The following is a 20384-nucleotide window of genomic DNA, read 5'->3' as shown; positions in this document are numbered from 1 at the left end:
AGTTCAACTCCCGCCATGGGAGGCCATCATGTTTGTTTGCCCAATCTGCGGTGCCGTCGCTCGCACGCGTACCAGTCGCCGTCTCAGTGAAATGACAATACGGCAATATCACCAATGTCAGAATTTCGAATGTAGCATCACGTTCACGACACTAAATAGCGTTGAAAAATTGGTAACCAAGCGCGGCCCTAGTGATGTGTTACCGCCCGACTTTATCCCGCAGGACGCCTTCCCCACATCCCACTATGGGCGCGATCAACTCAATCTATCACTGTGACCCGCCCCGCCTATGCGCGGGGTTTTATCATTTATTTTCATGACTGTAGAGATCCACAGCCTGAAAACAAAGGTCTTAATGTGGACAATAAAAATAAAAAACACTTACAAATCAATATTAAAACCAATAAAAAAGGGAGGCTTTCGCCTCCCTTAAAACTCCCCTGCCTGAATTAATGGTTACGGATGTATTCGTCCATATCCGTTTTCAGGTTATCAGATTTGGTACCAAAGATAGCCTGAACGCCAGAGCCTGCGACAACAACGCCGGCAGCCCCCAGTTTTTTCAGGCCAGCCTGGTCAACCTTGCTCACGTCTGCCACGCTAACGCGCAGACGAGTGATACAGGCATCCAGGTTGGTGATGTTTTCTTTACCGCCGAAGGCCTGAACCAGCGCCGCAGACATTTCAGAACCGCCCTGAGTAACCTGCTCAGAAGCCGTGTCTTCACGACCTGGGGTTTTCAGATCCAGCTTGGCAATCAACACGCGGAAGATGGTGTAGTACACCAGACCGTAGATGATACCCACAATTGGGAACAGCCAGATTTTGCTGCTGTTGCCGCTCAGTACGATAAAGTCGATCAGACCGTGCGAGAAGCTGGTACCGTCACGCATACCCAACAGGATACAGATCGGGAACGCAAGACCCGCCAGAATGGCGTGGATTACGTACAGAATCGGCGCAACGAACATGAAGGAGAACTCGATCGGTTCGGTGATACCGGTCAGGAACGAGGTCAACGCAGCGGAGATCATGATACCGCCGACTTTAGCGCGGTTTTCCGGCTTGGCTGAGTGCCAGATGGCAATCGCGGCAGCAGGCAGACCGTACATTTTGAACAGGAAGCCACCAGACAGTTTACCCGCAGTCGGGTCACCCGCCATATAACGTGGGATATCGCCGTGGAACACCTGACCTGCTGCGTTGGTGTATTCACCGATCTGCATTTGGAACGGTACGTTCCAGATGTGGTGCAGACCGAATGGCACCAGCGCACGTTCAACCACGCCGTAGATACCAAACGCCACTACGGGGTTCTGATACGCCGCCCATTGGGAGAAGGTCTGGATAGCCGTACCGATTGGAGGCCAGATGAAGGACAATACTACGCCCAGAACGATTGCCGCGAGGCCGGAGATAATCGGCACAAAGCGCTTACCGGCAAAGAAGCCCAGATATTCCGGTAATTGAATGCGGAAGAAGCGGTTAAACATATAGGCCGCGATGGAGCCGGAGATAATCCCCCCGAGTACACCGGTATCTGCCAGGTGTTTGGCCGCGATTTCTTCAGCCGGCAAGTGCAGCACCAAAGGTGCAACCACCGCCATGGTTTTCACCATGATGCCGTAAGCCACCACTGCAGCCAGTGCGGATACACCATCGTTATTGGTGAAGCCAAGGGCAACACCGATGGCGAAAATTAACGGCATGTTGGCGAAAACGGAACCGCCGGCTTCCGCCATCACGTGGGAGACTACCGCAGGTAGCCAGCTAAAGTTGGCGGAACCGACGCCCAGCAGGATACCTGCGATAGGCAATACGGACACCGGCAGCATTAGCGACTTACCTACTTTTTGCAGGTTTGCAAATGCGTTCTTGAACATAGTTGAGTGTGCTCCTGAGTAATAGTGCTTTGCTACTTTCCGCGATTCTTCGCGTTGCAAGGGGGGGAGAAAAAACCCCTGCAATTCAGGGTGTCTGAGCACCCCTTGAATTTTTACGCAGAGTAAAATAAATAGGCTGCGCAATGTTTGATGACAGTCACGTTTCGATGAACAAAACCGGGTGTTTTTCTTAAATTGCCTATTTTTTGGCAAAAAAGAGGAAAAAACGCCCGCACCTCGTCCTAAAACGGGTGGGAACATTACCCGTTTCGATGATTAATTACGAGCTTAAAAAAAATTCCGGATTCGATGACTACAGCTATAGCCTAGGCCAAAGATCAGAGGTCGATGTGAAATAAGCGTGAAAAATTGGCGGTGGTAGCTTCGGCCAGCGTCTCCAGGCTCACGCCCTTCAATACCGCCATGTATTCAGCCACATCGCGCACATAGGCAGGTTGGTTCTCTTTGCCACGATGCGGCACAGGAGCCAGATACGGGGAGTCGGTTTCCACCAGAATGCGGTCCAGCGGTACGTAACGCGCCACATCACGCAACTGTTCGGCGTTGCGGAAGGTCAGGATGCCAGAAAATGAAATGTAGAACCCCAGATCCAACAAGGCTTCTGCGGTAGCGCAATCTTCGGTGAAACAATGCAGCACACCACCACAGTTCTGGACATTCTCTTCCCGCAGGATCGCCAGCGTGTCTTCACGCGCATCACGGGTATGCACAATGACCGGTTTATTCAGATCGCAACCGATACGAATATGTTCGCGGAACGACGCTTGCTGCAGTTCTAGATTGTCCTTCTGATAGAAGTAATCCAGCCCAGTCTCACCCAGTGCTACGACCTGCTCTGCCGCCGCCAGACGACGCAGTTCAGCGTAATCATAACCGCCTTCAAGATTAAGCGGGTGTACACCGCAGGAGAACGCCACGTCGTCGCGTGCGCCGATCAACTGCGTCATCGCTTGATAGCCGGGCAGCGTAGTCGCGACAGCCAGCACATAGCCAACGTCGCGCGCCTTGGCCTTTGCCAGCGCGTCATCTACGTTTTGGTGCAGTGTTTGGTAATCCAGGCCGTCAAGGTGACAATGAGAATCTACTAACAACATAATATTTTTAGCTCTTTACAGCGAATGAGGATGAGAATAGCCGGTCACGTCGAGCATTTGCTCCCAGCTGAGTAACTGTTCGGTCAGCAGCAGCTCGCGATTAACGCCAACCACGCTGAGCAACTGATGACGGCAATTAAGCCACTGTTGCACCACTTGCTGCAGCGAGGTGCTGCTCAAGCAACTGGCCAGTTGGTGCACCAGCGGTTGTTGATCCTGGTTAAGTGCGAAACTTGCTGCACCTTGCTGCCATTTCATGGCATCCACGAGCAACGCGCATAACCAGTGTAGCCGCTCTGCGACGTCTTCGTGGTTCAACACCGGCAACAACGACAACATGTCACGCTGTGGCAGTGCTGTACGCAGCGCGGCGCACAGTGCTCCACGTTGCTGCCAACGTTCCGGCTGCAACAATTGTTCAGCAGCCAGCGGCGCGCCATCGTGCAAACGTAAGGCAGTCAGGAGATCAACCTGATTACCCGGTGTTTGGCGGTTGAGCCATTGCAGGCTGAGTTGCTCATCTGGGCTAGCCAGGTGCCAGTACAAACAACGGCTGCGCAACGTCGCGAGCAAACGTGATGGCTCACGGCAACTCAACAGGAAATAGGTTTTTTCCGGCGGTTCTTCCAGCGTTTTCAACAAGGCATTAGCGGCAGCTTCCGTCAGTAACTCCGCCTGCGGTAACCAGATAACCTTGGCTCCGCCCTGCTGCGCATGGGAATAAAGAATCTCAATCACCTGACGGATGGGTTCCACCCCCAGGCTGCTTTTGCCTTTTTCTGGCGTCAACACGTGATAGTCCGGGTGATTCCCTGCAAGCATTAGCCGGCAGCTATGGCATTCACCGCAGCTTTTCTCACCGTTACGGCGCTGACAGATCAACCAGCGGCTCAGGCCATAGGCCAATGCGTCTTCACCGTTACCTACCGCAGCATGTAACAGCAATGCGTGATGACCGCGCCCGGCAGCATATTGCCCGACCAACTGCCGGTAAGGCGTATTCAGCCACGGGTACCAGTTCATTACGCGCCTTCCTGCTGCTGTAGCCATTGGCTGACACAACCCCGAATCGCCGCGGTTACCTGCTCTAACGATTGAGAAGCATCAACAGTGACAATGGACTCGTCCTGCGCAGCCAACGCCAGGTAACGTGCGCGGGTACGCTCAAAGAACGGCAGTGCTTCTTGCTCGATACGATCCAGCTCACCGCGCGCGCGCGCGCGTTGCAAGCCCACTAATGGCGGTAAATCCAGGTAAAGCGTCAAGTCTGGGCGGAAATCCCCCAACACCGTCTCGCGCAGCGAGGCCATCAATTGTTGGTCAACCCCGCGTCCGCCGCCCTGGTAGGCTTGCGAAGACAAATCGTGTCGATCGCCAACGACCCACGCGCCACGCGCCATCGCCGGTTTGATTACCGTTTCCACCAACTGTACGCGGGCCGCATACAGCATCAGCACTTCGGCCTTGATCGTTGGCAGCTCACCGTCCACACCACGTTTAAACAGGTCGCGGAGCTTCTCTGCCAACGGTGTGCCGCCAGGTTCACGGGTAAAGACAATCTCGTTGACACCATGTTCGCGCAATACGCTAACGACTGTGTCGCGCGCGGTCGTTTTACCCGCGCCCTCAAGGCCTTCGATAACCACGAATTTACTTTTCATTCTTTTCCTTTAACGCCTGGCGATAGGCTTTCACTGCCTGATTATGACTGGCCAGGTTAGTGGTAAATTGATGGCCGCCCTTGCCGTCGGCAACAAAGTACAAATAGGGCGTCTTCGCCGGGTTGGCCGCGGCCTCCAGCGAGGCTTGGCCCGGCATGGCAATCGGCGTTGGCGGCAATCCGTTGATCACGTAAGTGTTATAGGGTGTCGCCGTTTCTAAATCTTTGCGAGTAATGTTGCCATTATAACCATCGCCCATGCCGTAGATCACCGTTGGATCTGTCTGCAAACGCATGCCAATGCGCAGGCGGTTGATAAACACCGAGGCCACCTTGGTGCGCTCTTCCGGCACAGCCGTCTCTTTCTCAATGATTGAGGCCATGGTTAGCAGGTCTTCAGGCGTTTTGTACGGCAGAGTGGTATCGCGCCCCTGCCAGGCTTCGTCCAATGCCTTGGTCATTCGCAGGTGGGCACGTTTCAACAAGGCCAAATCACTCATGCCGGCGGTGTACGAGTAGGTATCGGGGTACAGGCGCCCTTCTGGGTTGCTGCCTTCAGGCATCCCCAAAGCCACGGCGATCTCCGCCTCACTTTTCCCTGCCAGCGTATGTTTGAGGTATTTGGACTGTTGCAGCACCGTCAGCCAGTCACGCAGGCGAGAACCTTCAATAAAGCGAGCACTAAACTGGGCTTCTTTACCGCTGGCCAGCAATTTAAGCATCTGGCGCACGGTCATCCCCGGCGTAAAACGGTAGGTTCCGGCTTTAAACTCCGCCAACTGTGGCTCCAGACGTAGCAACCACGGGAACCACGTACCATTGCGGATCAGCTTATCGCGCACCAGCAGCCCTTCCAATGCAACCCGTCCGGTGCCCGCCGGCAATTTAAAAATGGCTTCCTGCTGGATGGCCAGCGGGGTATCAGCAAAACGTTCAACCTTCTGATACCCCCAAAACAGCAGGCCTAACACCAGAACAAGCGTAATAGAAACGAACTTCAGCTTTCTTTTCTTCATCAATCAGCCATCGTTAACAATGTGGGCGCAAAAAATCATAGAGTTCGCGTGACGGATAACGCCATGATTGCGCGATATTTACCGGCAACAATGGCATCAATGCATTGCTCACCAGCACTTCATCCGCGTCGGCCAGCGTTTCGAGCGGCTCGCTGACGCAATGCAACCTGTAGCCACTGTCCGCCAACAACTCAATGACCCGGCGACGCATCAGCCCGGCCACGCCGGCCTGACTCAAATCTGGCGTAAACACCGCTTTTCCCTTACGCCAGAACAAATTAGCCGCACAGCATTCCACCAGCATACCCGCAGTGTCAAGCACCAGCGCCTCGTCGGCAGCCGTCTGGTCAAGATGCGTGCGGATCAACACTTGCTCCAAACGATTTAGGTGTTTCAGCCCTGCCAGCAGCGGGTTGCGCGCCAGTGCGACCGGACTCAGCGCCAGGCTGATACCCTGTTCACGCCATTGCAGATAGTGCAAAGGGAAAGTGCTGCGGGAGACGATACGCGTGGGATTTTCACACCCTTGTGGACTGTAACCTCGCCCACCGCTGCCTCGCGTCAGTATCGCTTTGACCACACCCAGAGAAATAGATTCTGCGGCGTGCACCATTTCACGTTCTAATGCATCCCAGTCGCAAACAGGCAACATTAGCCGTTGCGCCGCCAGCTGTAGGCGTTCGATATGCCAAGGCAATAAGTCGATTTTGCCGTCCGTCACCCGAGCGGTAGTGAAACAGCCATCACCAAACTGCAAACCGCGATCGCTTGGCGCGAGCGCATCGTGCTGATGTCCATTAATCCAGTACATAGTCTCCCCCTGGCCACTGTAGCTTTCTGTACAGAATAACAGGCACCGATGTCGTTAGCAGCAGCTTGCTATTGAGCAAAGGTACCGGCAAGCAGAGTTTTCCGAGTCGCGTTTCTGCGCCATAAAAAAAGCCCGGTTTAAAAAACCGGGCTTTTTGTCGACTGCCAGCAGAGGTATTACACCTTGCGGAAGATCAATGAACCGTTGGTGCCGCCGAAGCCAAAGGAGTTACACAGCGTATACTGCATATCACTCACCTGACGCGCTTCATGTGCAACGAAGTCCAGATCGCAACCCTCATCTGGATTATCCAGGTTGATGGTTGGTGGTACGGCCTGATCACGCAATGCCAGTACGGTGAAGATTGACTCAATCGCACCCGCAGCACCTAACAGGTGGCCGGTCATCGATTTGGTCGAGCTGACCAACACGCGCTGTGCATCACTGCCAAATACCGATTTCACTGCTTGCGTTTCGGCTTTATCGCCAGCCGGCGTTGAAGTACCGTGCGCATTGATATAACCGATTTGTGACGTGGTCACACCGGCATCAAGCAACGCATTTTCCATTGCCAGCGCAGCGCCCGCACCGTTCTCAGGTGGTGACGTCATGTGATAAGCATCACTGCTCATCCCAAAGCCAACAACTTCAGCATAAATCTTGGCGCCGCGTTTTTTAGCATGCTCGTACTCTTCCAGCACCATCATGCCAGCGCCATCACCCAGAACAAAACCGTCACGGTCTTTGTCCCAAGGGCGGCTAGCGGCTTGAGGATCTTCGTTACGAGTCGACAGCGCGCGTGCTGCGCCAAAGCCGCCGACACCTAATGGGGTACTGGCTTTCTCTGCCCCACCGGCCAGCATCACGTCGGCATCATTGTAAGCAATGATACGCGCAGCGTGGCCAATGTTGTGCACACCTGAAGTACAGGCGGTGGCGATCGAAATGCTCGGGCCACGCATGCCGTACATGATAGTCAGATGGCCTGCAATCATGTTAACGATGGTTGACGGCACAAAGAACGGACTGATTTTCCGTGGGCCACCGTTAACCAGTGAACTGTGATTCTCTTCAATCAAACCCAGGCCGCCGATACCGGAGCCGATAGCGGCACCAATGCGGGTGGCGTTAGCCTCGGTGATATCTAGCCCAGCATCCTGCATAGCTTGCATGCCGGCAGCGATACCGTACTGGATGAAGGCGTCCATCTTGCGCGCATCTTTGCGGGAGATGAAATCTTCAACGTTAAAATTCTTTACCAAGCCAGCAAAACGCGTTGCATAGGCAGTAGTATCGAAATGGTCGATCAGGCTGATGCCACTCTGACCGGCAAGAAGAGCGTTCCATGTGGACTCTACCGTATTGCCGACAGGAGACAACATGCCCAGTCCGGTCACAACTACTCGACGCTTAGACACGTTTGTCCTCCAAGGAGGGAAAAAATAACACTAGGGATAGAAAAAACTTAGGCGGTCGAGTGACCGCCTAGATATGTTCTCTTACTGCTGGCTAGCGTTGATGAAATCAATAGCTGCCTGAACAGTAGTGATTTTCTCAGCTTCTTCGTCTGGAATCTCAGTGTCGAATTCTTCTTCCAGTGCCATTACCAGCTCAACAGTGTCAAGAGAATCAGCACCCAGATCTTCAACGAAAGAAGCGTTATTTAAAACTTCTTCCTGTTTAACACCCAATTGCTCAACAATGATTTTCTTAACGCGTTCTTCGATAGTGCTCATACTCTTAAATTTCCTATCAAAACTCGCTTTCGCGATGGTTTTCGTAGTGTATAAAATGTTGAAAAAGATGCAACTAAATCCCGGCTGGTCAAACCACGATTTTACGCTATTCTGCGGTTTTTACCCCAAATAACGCAAATAGTTTTCGCATTTTTTAAATCATGTACATGCCGCCATTGACATGTAACGTTTCACCGGTGATGTAGCCAGCCTCGTCAGAGGCTAAAAATGCAACAGCGCTGGCGATTTCTTTAGCATCCCCCAGCCGATTGGCTGGAACTGATGACAAAATGCCTGCACGTTGATCATCTGTCAACGCCCGTGTCATGTCCGTCTCAATAAAGCCAGGTGCCACGACGTTGACTGTAATGCCACGTGAAGCAACTTCACGTGCCAAAGACTTACTAAAGCCAATCAAACCGGCTTTAGCCGCCGCGTAATTAGCCTGCCCTGCGTTCCCCATGGTACCAACTACGGAACCGATGGTGATGATCCGGCCAAACCGCTTTTTCATCATAGCTCGCATTACCGCTTTTGACAGACGGAATACGGAAGTCAAATTGGTGTTCAGGATATCCTGCCACTCATCGTCCTTCATACGCATCAGCAGGTTATCACGCGTAATGCCGGCATTATTCACTAAAATGTCGATTTCGCCAAATTCAGCACGAATAGATGCCAGAACGCTGTCGATAGATTGAGCATCAACCACGTTCAACGCAAACCCTTTGCCGTTTGCACCCAGGTAGCTGCTGATAGCCTCAGCGCCGCTTTCACTGGTGGCGGTGCCGATCACTTTAGCGCCGCGTGCCACAAACGTTTCTGCAATAGCCCGGCCAATACCCCGGCTAGCGCCGGTGACCAGAACAACTTTACCTTCGAAGCTCATTGTTTTCCTCTTTATTGCTCAAGCGCCGCTGACAGGCTGGCGGTGTCATTAACGGCCGCTGCTGTCAGGGTGTCAACAATACGTTTAGTCAGGCCGGTCAGAACCTTACCCGGGCCAACCTCTAGCAACAACGTAACGCCCTCTGCTGCCATAAACTCAACGCTCTCGGTCCAACGTACCGGGCTGTACAACTGGCGTACCAGCGCACTGCGGATCGCTTCAGGATCGATTTCGGTGCGCACATCGACGTTATTCACCACTGCAACCTGCGGCGCGCTGAACGTGATTTCTTGCAACGCAACGGCCAGTTTGTCCGCCGCCGGTTTCATCAGTGCACAGTGCGAAGGTACGCTCACCGGCAACGGCAATGCACGTTTGGCGCCAGCGGCTTTACAAGCAGCCCCTGCACGCTCAACCGCCTCTTTATTGCCGGCAATAACGACCTGGCCCGGAGAGTTAAAGTTCACCGGGGACACAACCTGCCCTTGGGCAGACTCTTCACAGGCTTTGGCGATCGCGGCGTTGTCCAGACCGATAATGGCGGACATCGCCCCCGTGCCTTCCGGTACCGCTTCCTGCATCAGTTTGCCGCGCAGCTCAACCAGACGGATTGCCGCCTGGAAATCCAACACGCCCGCACACACCAGCGCCGAGTACTCACCCAGGCTGTGGCCGGCCATGATTGCAGGCATTTTACCGCCCTGTTGCTGCCAGACGCGGAAAATTGCCACGGAGGCGGCCAGCAGTGCCGGCTGCGTCTGCCAGGTTTTGTTCAGCTCTTCCGCTGGCCCTTGCTGCACCAGTTGCCACAGGTCATAACCCAGGACGGAAGAAGCTTCGTTGAAGGTCGCTTCAACAATCGGATATTCAGCGGCCAAATCGGCCAGCATGCCAAGAGTCTGTGACCCCTGACCTGGAAAAACAAAAGCAAATTGCGTCATTTTTTCTTCCTGTTAATCAGAAACGAACCAGCGCCGAGCCCCAGGTAAAGCCGCCGCCAAAGGCTTCCAACAGCACCAGTTGGCCGCGCTGGATCCGCCCATCACGCACCGCTTCGTCGAGCGCTGCAGGGACAGAGGCGGCAGAAGTGTTACCGTGACGATCGAGCGTCACTACCACTTTATCCAGCCCCATACCCAGTTTTTTCGCCGTTGCGCTGATAATGCGCAAATTGGCCTGGTGTGGTACCAACCAATCCAGCGCGCTGCGATCCAGATTATTAGCCTGCAACGTTTCATCAACGATGTGAGCCAACTCGGTAACCGCAACTTTGAATACTTCATTACCGGCCATAGTGACGTAAGCCGGTTTGTCCTGCTCCTGACGATCCTTGAACGGTAACGTCAACAGGCCACCGTAGCTGCCGTCGGCATGCAGGTGGGTCGAAAGAATGCCAGGCTCTTCTGAGGCCCCCAGCAAAACTGCACCTGCACCATCACCAAACAGGATGATAGTGCCGCGATCTTGCGGATCCAGGGTGCGCGACAGCACATCCGCGCCGATCACCAATGCATGTTTAACCGCGCCATTCTTAACGTACTGATCGGCGACACTCAACGCATAGGTAAAACCGGCACAGGCTGCGGCCAGATCGAAGGCGGCACAGTCTTTAATGCCAAGCATCTGCTGCACCTGGCAGGCAGAACTTGGGAATGCGTGGCTCGAGGTAGTGGTAGCCACTACGATCAACCCGATATCTTCTTTAGCCACACCAGCCATTTCCAGCGCTTTTTCAGCCGCATGGAAGCCCATCGTCGCAACGGTTTCGTCAGCAGCGGCGATACGGCGTTCACGGATACCCGTACGTGAGACGATCCACTCGTCAGAGGTATCCACCATTTTTTCTAGGTCAGCGTTGGTGCGCACTTGTACGGGTAAATAACTCCCCGTACCGAGAATCTTTGTATACATGTACGATCAGTCACTCTTAGGTAATACAGCTTCAAGGCGCGCAGCAATCCTGTCAGGGACTTGCCGCTGCACCGCCTGCACAGCCTGTTCGATTGCAACTGCAAACGCGTGTGGGTTCGCAGCGCCGTGGCTCTTGATTACGGTGCTGCGCAATCCTAACAGACATGCGCCATTATACTGGTCGGGGTTCAGGTGGCCGAACCGCTTTACCACCCGCTTTTGCAACCAACGGCCTAACAATTTTAACCACCACGCCTGTTTGCCACCGTCTCCGGATGACTTCAGTAGCGATAAAAAGACTCTTACCACCCCTTCCATGGTTTTCAGGGTGACGTTACCCACAAAGCCGTCGCAAACCATCACATCGGTTTTACCGGTGAGAAGATCGTTGCCTTCCAGGTAACCAATATAGTTGATTGCCGGCGTATTTTTTAGCACGGCGGCCGCTTCGCGGATATTATCCAGGCCTTTGGTTTCTTCTTCACCAATATTCAGCAGCGCCACGCGTGGTTGCGCAATCCCCACGACCTCTTCGGCCATCACCGCGCCCATCACCGCAAACTGGACTAACATGGTGCTGTCGCATTCGACATTGGCACCGAGATCCAACACGACGGTTTTACCGCCTAACTGATTCGGGATCACCGTCATCAGTGCAGGGCGCTCAATACCGTCCAGCGGCTTAATCAGCATTTTCGCCAACCCCATCAACGCACCTGTATTACCCGCGCTGACACAGCCTTGCGCATCACCATTTTTGGTCAATTCAAGCGCAACGCGCATAGAAGTACCACGGCTGGCGCGTATCGCTTGTGAGGGTTTGGCGTCGCCGGCAATCACTGATTCAGCGGGCACGACTTGCAAACGTTCCAGAAGAACTGGATCGGCTTTGGCAAGTAAAGGAGAGAGGGTGTCGGGATTGCCGACCAGCAGAAGATGAAGCTGTAAATTAGAGGCCAGTGCCTGCAATGAAGCAGGCACTGTGACGCAGGGACCGAAGTCCCCGCCCATTGCATCTAACGCCAGGGTTAGACGAGTCAAGGTACCGCTACTTAGCCGATAACCTTGCGACCGCGGTAGAAACCGTCGGCAGTGATGTGGTGACGACGATGAGTTTCACCGGAAGTCGCATCAACAGACAAAGTGGTGGTGGTCAGGGCATCGTGTGAACGACGCATGCCACGCTTGGAACGGGTTGGTTTATTTTGTTGTACGGCCATGGACCTTACTCCTTAATTACTTACGCTTTAAACTGGCTAATACGGCAAATGGGTTTGGTTTCTCCGCCTCTGCAGGCAGTTTGCCAAAGACCATGTCCGCTTCGGACACTTCACAGTGTTCAGATTCATGTACCGGGACGACAGGCAGTGAAAGAATAATTTCATCTTCAATCATTGCCAACAGATCGACTTCGCCAAACTCATCGACTTCGATCGGCTCGTACGCTCCCGGTAATGCCTCAGCCTGCTCATCATTGACGACCGGGCTAAAACAATATGTTGTGTGTACATGATGCTCGAACGGAACTCCACAGCGTTGGCACATCAGCATTACCTGGACGTCCGCATGCCCTGTTATCACCGCGAGGCGCTGGTTATCGATATTAAAAGATAACGAGACCTCAACATCACTGTCCACACTGACCACAGAGGCGGCGACACGTGTAACCTGCTCAGGCGAATAGGAACCAACATAGTCCAATCGTTTCTGAGCGGTACGTACCGCATCAATGGTCAAGGGTAATTTTACCTTTTGCATAGGGCGCGCATATTAACTTTGTAACGACATAGAGTCAAAGAAAAAGGCCGTAAAACGGCACCTTTCACCAATATTCGCTTCCTCAGCGGCGGACAGTTTAAAATGCCCACTCTATTTACGCTACGGTTTACGAAAAAAATTATGCAGAGACTACTCCTTGCCTCCACCTCGAGCTACCGCAAGATGCTGCTGGAAAAGCTGCATCTGCCTTTTATCTGTGCCGCACCGCACGTCGATGAAGCCCCGCAGGCCGGAGAAACCGCAGAGGCGCTGGTGCTACGATTGGCGGCCGCGAAGGCTCAAGCATTGGCCCTCGCCTACCCTGACACTCTGATTATCGGTTCCGATCAGGTCTGCGTGCTCGATGGAAAAATCACCGGAAAACCACACACCGAGGACAACGCCCGCACACAGTTGCGTCAGGCCAGTGGCAAAACGGTCACCTTTTATACCGGCCTGGCGTTATACAACAGCCGCAATAACCACCTGCAAGCAATATGCGAACCTTTCCATGTGCATTTTCGTACATTGAGCGACCTTGAAATCACCACCTATGTGCGCCTTGAACAACCGCTCAACTGTGCAGGCAGTTTTAAAAGCGAAGGTTTGGGGATTGCATTGTTCGACAAACTGGAAGGACGGGATCCGAATGCGTTGATTGGTCTGCCACTGATCTCACTGTTAGAGATGCTGCGGGCTGAAGGTATCAACCCGCTGGCATAAAACACGGTTTACTGGGCTTTTGACTGCTTGCGCAATACCTGCAGGCAGTGGCGTAACTCTTGGTCCATTGGCGCTTCGATACGCATCGTCTCGCCGGTGCCCGGGTGTTCGAAACGTAGCGCAGCCGCGTGCAGGAACAGACGCTTAAGCCCGGTACCTGCCAATTGGCGATCGAACTCACGATCGCCATAGCGATCGTCAAAGGCTATCGGATGCCCGGCATGCAGGGCATGAACACGAATCTGATGGGTACGCCCAGTGATTGGGCTAGCCTTGACCAGCGTTGCATGCTCAAAACGTTCCTCCACCTTGAAGCGCGTTTCCGACGGTTTGCCTTCGCTGTTGACACGCACAATGCGCTCGCCACTTTGCAAAATGTTTTTCAACAGGGGTGCCTGAACAGCTTTGCAATGCGACTGCCATTGACCGCGTACCAAGGCCAGATAATCTTTCTGCATCCCTTTCAGCCGCAACTGTTCGTGCAGTGAACGTAATGCAGAACGTTTTTTCGCCACCAGCAATACACCCGAGGTGTCACGGTCCAATCGGTGCACCAGTTCCAGGAAGCGCGCTTCAGGACGCAACGCGCGCAACGCTTCGATCACGCCAAAACTCAGGCCGCTTCCACCGTGTACGGCAGTACCTGAGGGTTTGTTCAGCAACAACAGATGATCATCTTCATACAGAATGCAATCTGCCAATGCGGCGACTTTGTCCAGCTTGGCGGAAACGGGGGTATCTTCACGCTCGGCTACCCGCACTGGCGGTATACGTACGATGTCGCCAGGCGCCAGTTTATATTCAACCTTAATGCGCCCCTTATTGACCCGTACTTCGCCTTTGCGCACGATGCGGTAAATCATGCTCTTCGGCACGCCTTTGAGGCGAGCAAGCAGAAAGTTGTCGATTCGTTGACCAGCTTCGTCATCGGAAATCGTGATTAATTGTACTGCAGGAATGTTCGTTTTCATGGAGCAGGATTCTAAATAGAGCGCGTAAATAGCGCCACTTCTTTTTATGTGCTTAACTGTCTCTCTGACTGTGGGGGAAACCTTGGCGGACAATAAGGCAGCAAGCCGGTTTGAACGTTTGCGATTTCTTCCGCAGTTAAGGAAAAGTCACCTTGCTATAACCGTATCAGCAGTGGAATAATGTGTTTACTTTCCACGTTGATTCTCGTTAAACAGGGAAAACTGTGGAATTATAAAATTTGTCTGATGGCACAAAAACGCAGCAATGGCGTAAGACGTAATGTGAAATCAAACAATTAGCGGGCTGCGGGTTGCAGCTTGGCCGGCAAACGGAATCAGATCTGTCGACGTAAATCAGAGGCTATTCCCCTAGTAAAAGTGCTGTTTTTCACAAAGAAATACAGGCTTACCGAGATAATGCGCCCCTATGCAGGCGACAACCGTGAGGTTGACGACTTTGCGAGAAGACACGGGGTTTTCGGTTTTAATCCGGCCATGAGGTTATTTTGCCCGCAGCTTTGTCGATAATGTAAAAATAACGAGTAAGTTAAGATGAAAAGAATGTTGATTAACGCAACTCAGCAGGAAGAGTTGCGTGTTGCCCTCGTAGATGGACAGCGGCTGTATGATTTGGATATTGAAAGTCCGGGTCATGAACAGAAAAAAGCGAATATTTACAAAGGTAAAATCACTCGTATAGAACCAAGTCTTGAAGCAGCGTTCGTTGATTACGGCGCCGAACGACATGGTTTCCTCCCTCTTAAAGAAATCGCCCGCGAATACTTCCCAAGTAACTACTCTTCTCATGGTCGCCCTAACATCAAAGATGTGCTGCGCGAAGGCCAGGAAGTGATCGTTCAGGTTGATAAAGAAGAACGTGGCAACAAAGGCGCAGCCTTAACCACCTTCATCAGCCTGGCGGGCAGTTATTTGGTACTGATGCCGAACAACCCTCGTGCCGGTGGTATTTCACGCCGCATCGAAGGTGACGACCGTACCGAGTTGAAAGAAGCGCTTTCGTCCCTGCAACTGCCTGATGGCATGGGTCTGATTGTTCGTACCGCAGGCGTTGGTAAATCTGCCGATGCGCTGCAGTGGGATCTGTCTTTCCGCCTGAAGCACTGGGAAGCCATCAAAAAAGCCGCTGAAGGCCGCTCTGCCCCCTTCCTGATCCATCAGGAAAGCAACGTCATCGTGCGTGCATTCCGCGACTATCTGCGCCCAGACATCGGCGAAATCCTGATCGACAATCCCAAAATTCTCGATCTGGCCAAAGAGCACATTGCTGCCTTGGGTCGCCCGGATTTCAGCAGCAAAATCAAACTGTACAGCGGTGAGATCCCACTGTTCAGCCACTACCAAATCGAATCTCAAATCGAATCCGCTTTCCAGCGTGAAGTGCGCCTGCCTTCCGGCGGCTCGATTGTTATCGACTCCACGGAAGCACTGACCGCTATCGATATTAACTCCGCGCGTGCAACTCGTGGCGGCGATATCGAAGAAACGGCGTTCAACACTAACCTGGAAGCCGCGGACGAGATCGCTCGCCAGTTACGCTTGCGTGACCTCGGCGGCCTGATCGTTATCGACTTTATCGATATGACCCCGGTTCGTCATCAACGTGAAGTGGAAAACCGCCTGCGTGATGCCGTTCGTCAAGACCGCGCGCGTATCCAAATCGGTCGCATTTCCCGTTTCGGCCTGCTTGAGATGTCGCGTCAGCGCCTCAGCCCGTCGTTAGGCGAATCCAGCCATCACGTCTGCCCACGCTGTAACGGCACCGGCACCATCCGTGATAACGAATCACTGGCTCTGTCCATTCTTCGTCTGATCGAAGAAGAAGCGCTGAAAGAAAACACCAAAGAAGTTCACGCTATCGTGCCAGTTCAGGTTGCTTCTTACCTGCTGAACGAAAAGCGTGAATCGGTGAGCGCGATCGAGAAACGTCAGGGTGGCGTGAAAGCGATCATCGTGCCGAACGATCAAATGCAAACCCCGCATTACTCTGTGCTGCGCGTGCGTAAGGGTGAAGAGACACCAACCCTGAGCTACCTGTTGCCGAAACTGCACGAAGAAGAAATGGCTCAGCCGCTGGAAGATGCTCCGATGGAGCGTAAACGCCCAGAGCAGCCAGCGCTGGCTTCGTTCTCTCTGGCTGCTGACGCACCACCACCGGCTGAAGAACCGGCAGTGGCGAAGTCTACCGCCACCGTTACTGCAACCAAACAAGCCGCGCCAGTTGCTGCAAAACCGGGCCTGTTAGGCCGTCTGTTCGGTGGCCTGAAAGCGCTGTTTGCTGGTGAAGAACAGCCTGTTGTCGAAGCCAAACCCGTTGTTGAAGCGCCGAAGCAAGAAGGTAACGGTGAAAACCGCCGCCAGGATCGTCGCGGTCAACGCCGTCAAGGTACTGGTCGTAAAGAACGCGGTGAGCGTGGCGATCGTCCAGAACGTGGCGAGCGTAAAGAACGTGGTGACAACCGTGATCGCGATAACCGTGAACCGCGTGAAAATCGCGAACCACGTGACAACCGCGAAGGCCGCGAAACACGTGAAGTACGTGATGAACAGCGCCGCAACCGCCGCAATGCGCCACAAGCCACTGCACCGGTCGATGAGCCACAGTCTGAAGAGGCCGCAAAAGCACAGCGTGAAGAGCAGCAACAACGCCGTGATCAACGTGCCGAGCGTCAGCGTCGTCGTCAGGAAGAAAAACGTCAGGCTCAGCAGGAAGTGGCCGCGCTTGAAAGCGTAGAGACCACCACGGCCAGCACCAGCAATGACGAAGATCTCGAAGAACGTCAGATGCAGAACATGCAGCGCCGTCAGCGTCGTAATCTGCCACAGAAAGTTCGTGTATTGTCTGCGGAAGAAGAACTGCATCGCGCAGCGGAAGAATTATTGGCACCCAAAGCGCCAGTAGCAAAAGCTCAGGACGTGAAGCCTGCCCAGGTTGAAGACAGCGTTAAACTGCTGCCTGAAACCCTCGAGGCGCAGGCCGAAGATGATGCACAAGGTGATAACCGCGCTAACGGCGAAAACGGCATGCCACGCCGCTCACGCCGTTCTCCGCGCCACCTGCGCGTCAGTGGTCAACGTCGTCGCCGTTACCGTGATGAGCGTTACCCTACTCAGTCGCCAATGCCATTGGCTGGGGCTTTCGCCTCTCCGGAAATGGCCTCAGGCAAGGTCTGGGTAAGTTACCCTGTCACACAGACTGCGCAAGTGATTGAAGAAGCTGAAGTTCAGGCGGAAGCTATCGAGATCGCTACTGACAATGTCATGGCACCGGAAGCCGTCAGCGTAACCGCACCAGCGGTCGTTGAAACCGCCGTACAAGCCGTTAGTGCGCCAGACGTTGCAGTTGAAGCACTTGAAGCAGAAACCCAACCGGTTGTTGAAACCGTTAAGCCGATTATCACGGCTCAGGCTGAGGAAATCACCGCAGCACCTGTGGTTGAGGCACCGGCCGTAGAAGAAACGGCTGCAGCTGAAGTCGCGCCAGTGGTTGAGGCCGCTCCAGTGGTTGAAGAAGCGCCAACAGTTGAAACTGCCCCAGAGGTGGAAGAAACGCCCGTTGTGGACACCGCAGTGACAACCGTTACTGAAGACACGTTTGTTGCCGAGCAGGCATCCGTGGTCGCAGAACCGGAAGCCGCTGTCGAGCCTGTGCAGGCCATTGTTGCTCCAACCGTTGTTGAAGATAAAGTGTCTGTTGTACAGCAGCAACCCGCACCGCTGTACAAGCATATCGCAACGGCACCAATGACCAAGGCTCCTGCACCGGATTATGTGCCGGAACAGCAGCAACACAGCGATTGGCAGCGTCCTACCTTCAACTTCGAAGGTAAAGGTTCCGCTGGTGGCCATGCGGCGGCGAACCAAGCCACCGCACCGGCAACCAAACCGCAGCCGGTTAACGATTAACGTAATCTGCTCCGATCAAAAAACCCGCCATAAGGCGGGTTTTTTATTGCAACAAAATCGGCTCAGGCAATTTTCTTCAAGCGTTTGATATCCAGCGAATCAAGTTTGCCATCAAGCTGGCTGACGAATTGCTTAAAATGCTCGGTGGCATTGTGCTTTTCCAATGCCTCTTCGCTTGCCCAGCGTTCAAAAAATACGAAGGTGCCTGGCTGTTCCAATTCGCGGTGCAAATCATATTGCAGGTTGCCCAACTCCCGACGGCTTGGTTCGATAATCTCATGTACCGTATCGCTCACTGCAGATACAAATTCAGGTTTCGCCTGTAGGGTCGCAATTACTCGCACTTCCATTTTTTTCTCCCATTCCACATGAATAACCTTGATTACCCGGCAGTTTGCACCCGGGAACCATTAAAATCCTTCTCACTATGCGCCTGATAGCCAATTGATTTCAACTTGCTGTGAACAAACAGATGCATCGCAAGCGCTTTCAGCTTATCCTTACACCCCGGCGTGAATAACCCCCATTATTCGCTTTTATGTAGACCCGTTTCTAACCGCCGGAGCCTTGCAACATGACCGCACAACCTCAAGCCCTGAAAATCCGCCGCCCTGACGACTGGCACATCCATCTGCGTGATGATGACATGCTGAAAACGGTTTTGCCCTATACCAGTCAGGTCTTTGGCCGGGCGATTGTGATGCCGAACCTGGCTCCACCAATTACGACCGTCGATGCCGCCCGCGCTTATCGCGACCGCATTCTGGCAGCAGTCCCTCAGGGGCATAGCTTCACCCCGCTGATGACCTGCTACCTGACGAATTCGCTGGCCGCCACAGAACTGGTCACGGGGTTCGAACAAGGTGTTTTCACTGCCGCCAAGCTGTATCCGGCTAATGCCACCACCAACTCCAGCCACGGTGTCAGCGATGTGAAAGCTATCTACCCGCTGTTCGAACAAATGCAGAAAATCGGCATGCCGCTGTTGATTCATGGTGAAGTGACCGATGCCGCCGTTGATATTTTCGATCGCGAGGCTCGTTTTATTGAGCAGGTTATGGAGCCAATTCGTCAACAGTTCCCAGAACTGAAAATCGTCTTCGAGCACATCACCACCAAAGAAGCGGCCCAATATGTGCAGGAAGGCAATCGATTCCTTGGCGCCACTATCACTCCACAGCACCTCATGTTTAACCGTAACCACATGTTGGTTGGTGGCATCCGCCCGCACCTGTTCTGCCTGCCAATCCTTAAGCGCAACATTCATCAGGATGCATTGCGCAAAGCGGTTGCCAGCGGCTCAGATCGCTTCTTCCTCGGCACCGACTCTGCCCCGCATGCCAAACACCGTAAGGAATCAAGCTGTGGCTGTGCAGGTGTATTCAATGCCCCTAACGCCATCCCGGCCTACGCCAGCGTATTTGAACAACTGGGCGCACTAGAGCATCTGGAAGCATTCTGCTCACTGAATGGCCCGCGTTTTTATGGTTTGCCGGTCAATACCGATTTTATCGAGCTGCAACGCGTCCCGACCACCCAGCCGGAAGAGATCCTCATGGGTGACGAAACGGTAGTGCCCTTCCTGGCAGGAGAGAGCCTGAACTGGTCAGTGAAGGCGTAAGCATCTTTTTTTAACGTAGCCTCTTGCCCCCGGCCTCGGTTAACTGTATAAATATCCAGTAAATCGCTTCGGGGGCAATTATGCGTGTTGAAGTCACTATAGATAAAACCAAACCACTACCGTCAGGGGCCATAGAGGCTCTGACCGGCGAACTGAGCAAGCGAGTCAATCGCCAATTTCCAGACACCGTGGTTCAGGTACGTTATGCCGGCTCAAACGGGCTCTCGGTACTTGGCGGTCTCAAAACAGATAAAGACCTGATCGCAGACATCCTCCAGGAAACCTGGGAAAGTGCTGACGATTGGTTTAGCGCAGAATAATACTGCAATGTAGTTTTTGCCGGGGGTCGCTCTCCGGCTTTTTTGT

Annotated in this window: 21 protein-coding genes; 5 read left to right on the top strand and 16 right to left on the bottom strand. The window is 53.5% G+C overall.

Annotated features, from left to right (window positions below; genetic code table 11):
- Positions 1–28 precede the first annotated feature (28 nt).
- Positions 29–277, top strand: coding sequence for an ogr/Delta-like zinc finger family protein (locus tag JOE25_RS03465; RefSeq protein WP_209632738.1), 249 nt, complete (start codon positions 29–31; stop codon positions 275–277).
- A gap of 172 nt (positions 278–449) precedes the next feature.
- Here the strand turns inward: JOE25_RS03465 and ptsG are convergent, their stop codons facing one another.
- From ptsG to yceD, 14 genes are all read right to left on the bottom strand, one after another.
- Positions 450–1883, bottom strand: coding sequence for a PTS glucose transporter subunit IIBC (gene ptsG, locus JOE25_RS03460; RefSeq protein WP_209632737.1), 1434 nt, complete (start codon positions 1881–1883; stop codon positions 450–452).
- 338 nt (positions 1884–2221) lie between these two features.
- On the bottom strand, positions 2222–2998 hold the full coding sequence (locus JOE25_RS03455) for a metal-dependent hydrolase (RefSeq protein ID WP_209632736.1): 777 nt from the start codon (positions 2996–2998) through the stop codon (positions 2222–2224).
- Positions 2999–3013: 15 nt separating this feature from the next.
- A complete protein-coding gene (gene holB / locus JOE25_RS03450; protein ID WP_209632735.1) occupies positions 3014–4021 on the bottom strand; it encodes a DNA polymerase III subunit delta' in 1008 nt (335 codons plus the stop codon).
- Positions 4021–4659, bottom strand: coding sequence for a dTMP kinase (gene tmk / locus JOE25_RS03445; protein ID WP_209632734.1), 639 nt, complete (start codon positions 4657–4659; stop codon positions 4021–4023). Before tmk ends, holB begins: the two co-directional genes overlap by 1 nt.
- Complete coding sequence (mltG, locus tag JOE25_RS03440; protein WP_209632733.1) at positions 4649–5674, bottom strand: endolytic transglycosylase MltG; 1026 nt, start codon at positions 5672–5674, stop codon at positions 4649–4651. The genes tmk and mltG overlap by 11 nt, the downstream gene beginning before the upstream one ends.
- Positions 5675–5687: 13 nt before the next feature.
- Positions 5688–6485 carry an aminodeoxychorismate lyase gene (gene pabC / locus JOE25_RS03435; RefSeq protein ID WP_209632732.1) on the bottom strand — a complete coding sequence of 266 codons (798 nt, stop codon included), beginning with the start codon at positions 6483–6485 and terminating at the stop codon, positions 5688–5690.
- A 176-nt stretch (positions 6486–6661) separates the two neighbouring features.
- Positions 6662–7903, bottom strand: a complete 1242-nt coding sequence (gene fabF, locus JOE25_RS03430; protein WP_209632731.1) for a beta-ketoacyl-ACP synthase II — start codon at positions 7901–7903, stop codon at positions 6662–6664.
- Positions 7904–7984: 81 nt separating this feature from the next.
- The gene (acpP, locus tag JOE25_RS03425) at positions 7985–8221 is read right to left on the bottom strand and encodes an acyl carrier protein (protein ID WP_004719003.1); all 237 of its coding nucleotides are present in this window, start codon (positions 8219–8221) and stop codon (positions 7985–7987) included.
- A gap of 154 nt (positions 8222–8375) precedes the next feature.
- Positions 8376–9110, bottom strand: a complete 735-nt coding sequence (fabG, locus tag JOE25_RS03420; protein ID WP_020826338.1) for a 3-oxoacyl-ACP reductase FabG — start codon at positions 9108–9110, stop codon at positions 8376–8378.
- 11 nt (positions 9111–9121) lie between these two features.
- Positions 9122–10051 carry an ACP S-malonyltransferase gene (fabD, locus tag JOE25_RS03415; RefSeq protein ID WP_209632730.1) on the bottom strand — a complete coding sequence of 310 codons (930 nt, stop codon included), beginning with the start codon at positions 10049–10051 and terminating at the stop codon, positions 9122–9124.
- Positions 10052–10067: 16 nt separating this feature from the next.
- A complete protein-coding gene (locus JOE25_RS03410) occupies positions 10068–11021 on the bottom strand; it encodes a beta-ketoacyl-ACP synthase III (protein WP_037423865.1) in 954 nt (317 codons plus the stop codon).
- A gap of 6 nt (positions 11022–11027) precedes the next feature.
- The gene (gene plsX, locus JOE25_RS03405) at positions 11028–12062 is read right to left on the bottom strand and encodes a phosphate acyltransferase PlsX (RefSeq protein ID WP_209632729.1); all 1035 of its coding nucleotides are present in this window, start codon (positions 12060–12062) and stop codon (positions 11028–11030) included.
- Positions 12063–12073: 11 nt separating this feature from the next.
- The gene (rpmF, locus tag JOE25_RS03400; protein ID WP_004943042.1) at positions 12074–12241 is read right to left on the bottom strand and encodes a 50S ribosomal protein L32; all 168 of its coding nucleotides are present in this window, start codon (positions 12239–12241) and stop codon (positions 12074–12076) included.
- Positions 12242–12257: 16 nt separating this feature from the next.
- A complete protein-coding gene (yceD, locus tag JOE25_RS03395) occupies positions 12258–12779 on the bottom strand; it encodes a 23S rRNA accumulation protein YceD (RefSeq protein WP_037423869.1) in 522 nt (173 codons plus the stop codon).
- 141 nt (positions 12780–12920) lie between these two features.
- Here yceD and JOE25_RS03390 point away from each other — a divergent pair, with 141 nt between their 5' ends.
- Entirely contained in the window at positions 12921–13502 is a 582-nt protein-coding gene (locus tag JOE25_RS03390) for a nucleoside triphosphate pyrophosphatase (protein WP_209632728.1), read from the top strand.
- Positions 13503–13510: 8 nt separating this feature from the next.
- On the opposite strand, the gene rluC is transcribed toward JOE25_RS03390, so the two are convergent.
- On the bottom strand, positions 13511–14473 hold the full coding sequence (gene rluC / locus JOE25_RS03385; RefSeq protein ID WP_209632727.1) for a 23S rRNA pseudouridine(955/2504/2580) synthase RluC: 963 nt from the start codon (positions 14471–14473) through the stop codon (positions 13511–13513).
- Positions 14474–15025: 552 nt separating this feature from the next.
- On the opposite strand from rluC, the gene rne reads away from it, so the two are divergent.
- Complete coding sequence (gene rne / locus JOE25_RS03380) at positions 15026–18397, top strand: ribonuclease E (RefSeq protein WP_209632726.1); 3372 nt, start codon at positions 15026–15028, stop codon at positions 18395–18397.
- A 62-nt stretch (positions 18398–18459) separates the two neighbouring features.
- Here rne and JOE25_RS03375 read toward each other — a convergent pair whose 3' ends face one another.
- The gene (locus JOE25_RS03375; RefSeq protein WP_209634167.1) at positions 18460–18747 is read right to left on the bottom strand and encodes a putative quinol monooxygenase; all 288 of its coding nucleotides are present in this window, start codon (positions 18745–18747) and stop codon (positions 18460–18462) included.
- A gap of 224 nt (positions 18748–18971) precedes the next feature.
- Between JOE25_RS03375 and pyrC the strand changes: the two genes are divergently transcribed.
- Positions 18972–20018: a dihydroorotase gene (gene pyrC / locus JOE25_RS03370; RefSeq protein ID WP_209632725.1), complete on the top strand. Its 1047-nt coding sequence runs from the start codon at positions 18972–18974 to the stop codon at positions 20016–20018.
- An 80-nt stretch (positions 20019–20098) separates the two neighbouring features.
- The gene (gene dinI, locus JOE25_RS03365) at positions 20099–20338 is read left to right on the top strand and encodes a DNA damage-inducible protein I (RefSeq protein WP_037423878.1); all 240 of its coding nucleotides are present in this window, start codon (positions 20099–20101) and stop codon (positions 20336–20338) included.
- Positions 20339–20384: the final 46 nt, after the last annotated feature.

Origin of the sequence: Serratia sp. PL17 (assembly GCF_017832355.1) — a bacterium.
In the GTDB taxonomy this organism is placed as follows: Bacteria; Pseudomonadota; Gammaproteobacteria; order Enterobacterales; family Enterobacteriaceae; genus Serratia.
The sequence above is the reverse complement of the archived record's forward strand: the minus strand, read 5'-3'. Positions and strand labels throughout refer to the sequence as shown.